Here is a 2,963-nt window from a genome sequence, read left to right as displayed (position 1 = left end):
TCGCAGACAAAGTGGTGATAATCACCGTTTTAGTATAGCGGAAGGGGATAATTTTAAGGCGGTCAAAGCCTATTGGCACGATACTAATACGGGCAAGCGGGGCGAAGTGGTCTTTGATGAAAATACCGAAGTGAAAAAAGTGGTGAAGCCGACAATGCGTAAGGTAACGAAAGTCAAGCGGGGCAAAGCGGGCGAGCCAATGCGGGATAGCAAAGGCAGGGTTAAAAAGGATAAAAACGGTAATATCAAAACCTATAAAAAGGGCAAAGTTATCAAAGGCAAAGACGGACAAAGCATTAAGGAAACCGTGTTTGTCAAAGGCAAAGGGCGTAAGGTAAATGAGGTTGTACATCATAAACCCGTAGAAAGTGATTCGGAGAATATTAAAACTCTACGGCATACCTATGCCACTCAACAATCGGCACTCAATGCGTGCAAACGAAATTTTGAAAAATTGCAGAGAGGCTTAGCAACTTTCAGTCTATCCCTTGCGGAAGGCAATGCCGAGTTAATGCCTGAAATGACGGTGAGTGTGGCCGGCTTTAAGGCTCAAATTGATTCAAACGATTGGCTAATCACCCAAGTAACCCACAGCCTAAATGCAGACAGTGGGTTTACTAGCCAAGTGGAGATGGAGTTGAGGGCGAGGGAAATTTAGATCTACTTCACAAATTTAAATATTGACATATTCTAATATTGATTTTTGTATTTTAAAAAGTTAGTATAAAAAGCAGTAAGTAATACTGATGCACAAAGAACGATAGAGGCGGCTACTTTGTGTGATTCCGCCTAGTGAGGAAATTGCAAGATTTTGTGAGGACACTCAACGGACAGGCTGAAAGGTCTGTTGCCTCGTGTTAAGTTTAATAGAGTGGGTATTTTAGTTTGGTTTCTCTTGATTTGACTAACCTAGGACCTTGAGTAGGATCATAGAAATACCAAATATTAAATTTCTTTTCGGTCATTAACGTATCGTATTTTAATGCTTCCCATCCTAAGTGATGGGCAATTAGAGTTGAAAGAGCCAGTTTTCTTTCAGAAGTAGATTCTTTTTGATAGGCATTTAACACCGCACCTAAAAGTAAATCGCATAATTGTACTCCGTGGCAGTATTTTGAGTTCACTTCCTTTAAGTTTAAAATAGCTTCTGATATTCCAGTATTTTGTCTAATGATATTATTTGCAATAATCTGCATTGTTTCACCTGCTTTTTTATAACTGAATGGTAAATCATCTACAGATAATATAAATCGGTTCTTTCTGTTTTTATTTCAGATTCAAATTGGGATAATTTGCCTTCTTTTATCCATAATGCACCAAAAGCGTAATATGGTTTTCCACTGATCCCAGATTCATCACGGAACAAGTGCCAAATATTATTCATAATTATTCCCTGATTTACTTTTCTAAGAAACGCATCACTCTCCCCAATACGCCACCACGTTTTACTTTGCTGAGTTCTCGTTCGTAGTCGGCGACACGATTTTGGGCAGTGGCAAGGTCGATTTTTAATTGCACCACCTTGGCTTTTTCTTCGGTCAGCGATAGGCGGTGCTTCTCTTTATCTTGATACATTGAAAACAGGACATTTTTGATTTCGTAGAATTTTCTAAACTCCTCATCTTTTAATTTCACAAACATAAAACTACCGTAGAGGCGGGTGCAGGTGTTTTGCAGCATTTTAAAGAATACCGGATCACTATCTCGCAGTGCCATTATTTCTTGGTGCAATTTTTCCCGCTCAAACGGGCTGAAAAAATGCTGATGTATCTCAATTTTAGTTTGGTTTTCGACATTGATGCCGTTTACCTGATTGACCCCACTGTGAAAATATTGGTTATTTACATCACCCATAATAGACCTCCGTGGTTGTTGTGTTTAGTTGTCTATCTTCGTTTTGCCCGTTTTGAACCGGAACGTTTTTTCTTGGTATAGGCTTTACTTACTTTTGATTTTGTTGTTTTAGCCGATTTGGTTTTCTTCCCCGATTTCCCGCAGACATTTTCGCAGGGGATACCGTCATTATCTCGGTCTAGACGGTGTACGCCGCATTGATTAAGGTAAAAACGTGCTTGCTCGCAAGATACCATCGCTTTGCAATAAGGGGCAGGTGTATCGCAACTATATGCCCAAGCTGACCCCGCAAATAGACCGGATGTAATTAGGGTAAGGTATTTATTCATTTTATTGTACGTTTACTTATCTTATTAGGAAGTTCTATAATTGTGATAAATAACCTAGACAGGTTTGCATTGTCGCTTGTTGGTTTTCTGCATCTTCCTGTAAGAAATTATCTGTTAAATAATAATCGGCAATCACACGTTGTTTTTTCATTCTATCCATATAATAGGCTAAATCTCGACCCGTATCGGAATAATGTTGGATTGAGCTAATTGCTTTTTTATGTACGCCTCCCTTGCCTTTTAATAGGTCAATACTGTTTTGAGTGGCAAATTGTTGTAATTTATGGTAAACCGCATAATAGGCAAGGCGGGTACTTTCTCGCCAATATATTTCTTCTGTTTGTGTAGAAAATTCGTTTGATTTTTGTATTAAATCATCGGGTGTAATCATACTTTATCCTTATAGCGCCCAATAAAAAACATCACATTTTCATAAGGGTAGTCATTATTATGTGCTTTAATATATGCCAACATATGAGCCGCTAATTTAAGGTCATATTGAATACGTTGCTCTGATGTAAGATTATTATCACGAAGAATATAGATAAATGCGTGTTCATCTTCGACATCGGGAATCAAATGGGGTTGGCGTAAATTGATATTATGCTCAAACGCAAATTGGTAAGCGTGCTGTATGTAGTCGAGTAAAGCTGCTTCGGGAATTCCCGTCTTTTTTAGCCGTTGAGCCATATCAAGATCAATAAGTAGATCTTTTGATTGGAACTGAGGATTGAGTGCATTGATTTGTTGCATAAGTTGCTCTGCCTTTGTTGATTGTCA

Annotated in this window: 6 protein-coding genes and 1 pseudogene; 1 reads left to right on the top strand and 6 read right to left on the bottom strand. The window is 38.5% G+C overall.

From position 1 onward, the window contains the following. Window positions 1-658, top strand: a pseudogene (locus tag RO21_RS13175) (hypothetical protein); the annotation flags it as partial. Between the two features lie 205 nt (window positions 659-863). Here RO21_RS13175 and RO21_RS13585 read toward each other — a convergent pair. Genes RO21_RS13585 through RO21_RS11160 form a run of 6 tightly spaced genes read right to left on the bottom strand, consistent with a single transcriptional unit; the run spans window position 864 to window position 2,936 of the window. After that, window positions 864-1,196: a hypothetical protein gene (locus tag RO21_RS13585; RefSeq protein ID WP_241482501.1), complete on the bottom strand. Its 333-nt coding sequence runs from the start codon at window positions 1,194-1,196 to the stop codon at window positions 864-866. Between the two features lie 38 nt (window positions 1,197-1,234). Further along, window positions 1,235-1,384: a hypothetical protein gene (locus tag RO21_RS13580; RefSeq protein ID WP_241482500.1), complete on the bottom strand. Its 150-nt coding sequence runs from the start codon at window positions 1,382-1,384 to the stop codon at window positions 1,235-1,237. Between the two features lie 14 nt (window positions 1,385-1,398). After that, window positions 1,399-1,854, bottom strand: coding sequence for a hypothetical protein (locus RO21_RS11175; RefSeq protein ID WP_047977862.1), 456 nt, complete (start codon window positions 1,852-1,854; stop codon window positions 1,399-1,401). Between the two features lie 32 nt (window positions 1,855-1,886). Then, on the bottom strand, window positions 1,887-2,183 hold the full coding sequence (locus RO21_RS11170; protein ID WP_047977861.1) for an excalibur calcium-binding domain-containing protein: 297 nt from the start codon (window positions 2,181-2,183) through the stop codon (window positions 1,887-1,889). Window positions 2,184-2,217: 34 nt separating this feature from the next. Continuing rightward, complete coding sequence (locus tag RO21_RS11165) at window positions 2,218-2,574, bottom strand: hypothetical protein (protein WP_047977860.1); 357 nt, start codon at window positions 2,572-2,574, stop codon at window positions 2,218-2,220. Then, window positions 2,571-2,936, bottom strand: a complete 366-nt coding sequence (locus RO21_RS11160) for a hypothetical protein (protein WP_047977859.1) — start codon at window positions 2,934-2,936, stop codon at window positions 2,571-2,573. The genes RO21_RS11165 and RO21_RS11160 overlap by 4 nt, the downstream gene beginning before the upstream one ends. Window positions 2,937-2,963: the final 27 nt, after the last annotated feature.

Origin of the sequence: Muribacter muris, assembly GCF_001038205.1 — a bacterium.
GTDB lineage: Bacteria > Pseudomonadota > Gammaproteobacteria > Enterobacterales > Pasteurellaceae > Muribacter > Muribacter muris.
The sequence above is the reverse complement of the archived record's forward strand: the minus strand, read 5'-3'. Positions and strand labels throughout refer to the sequence as shown.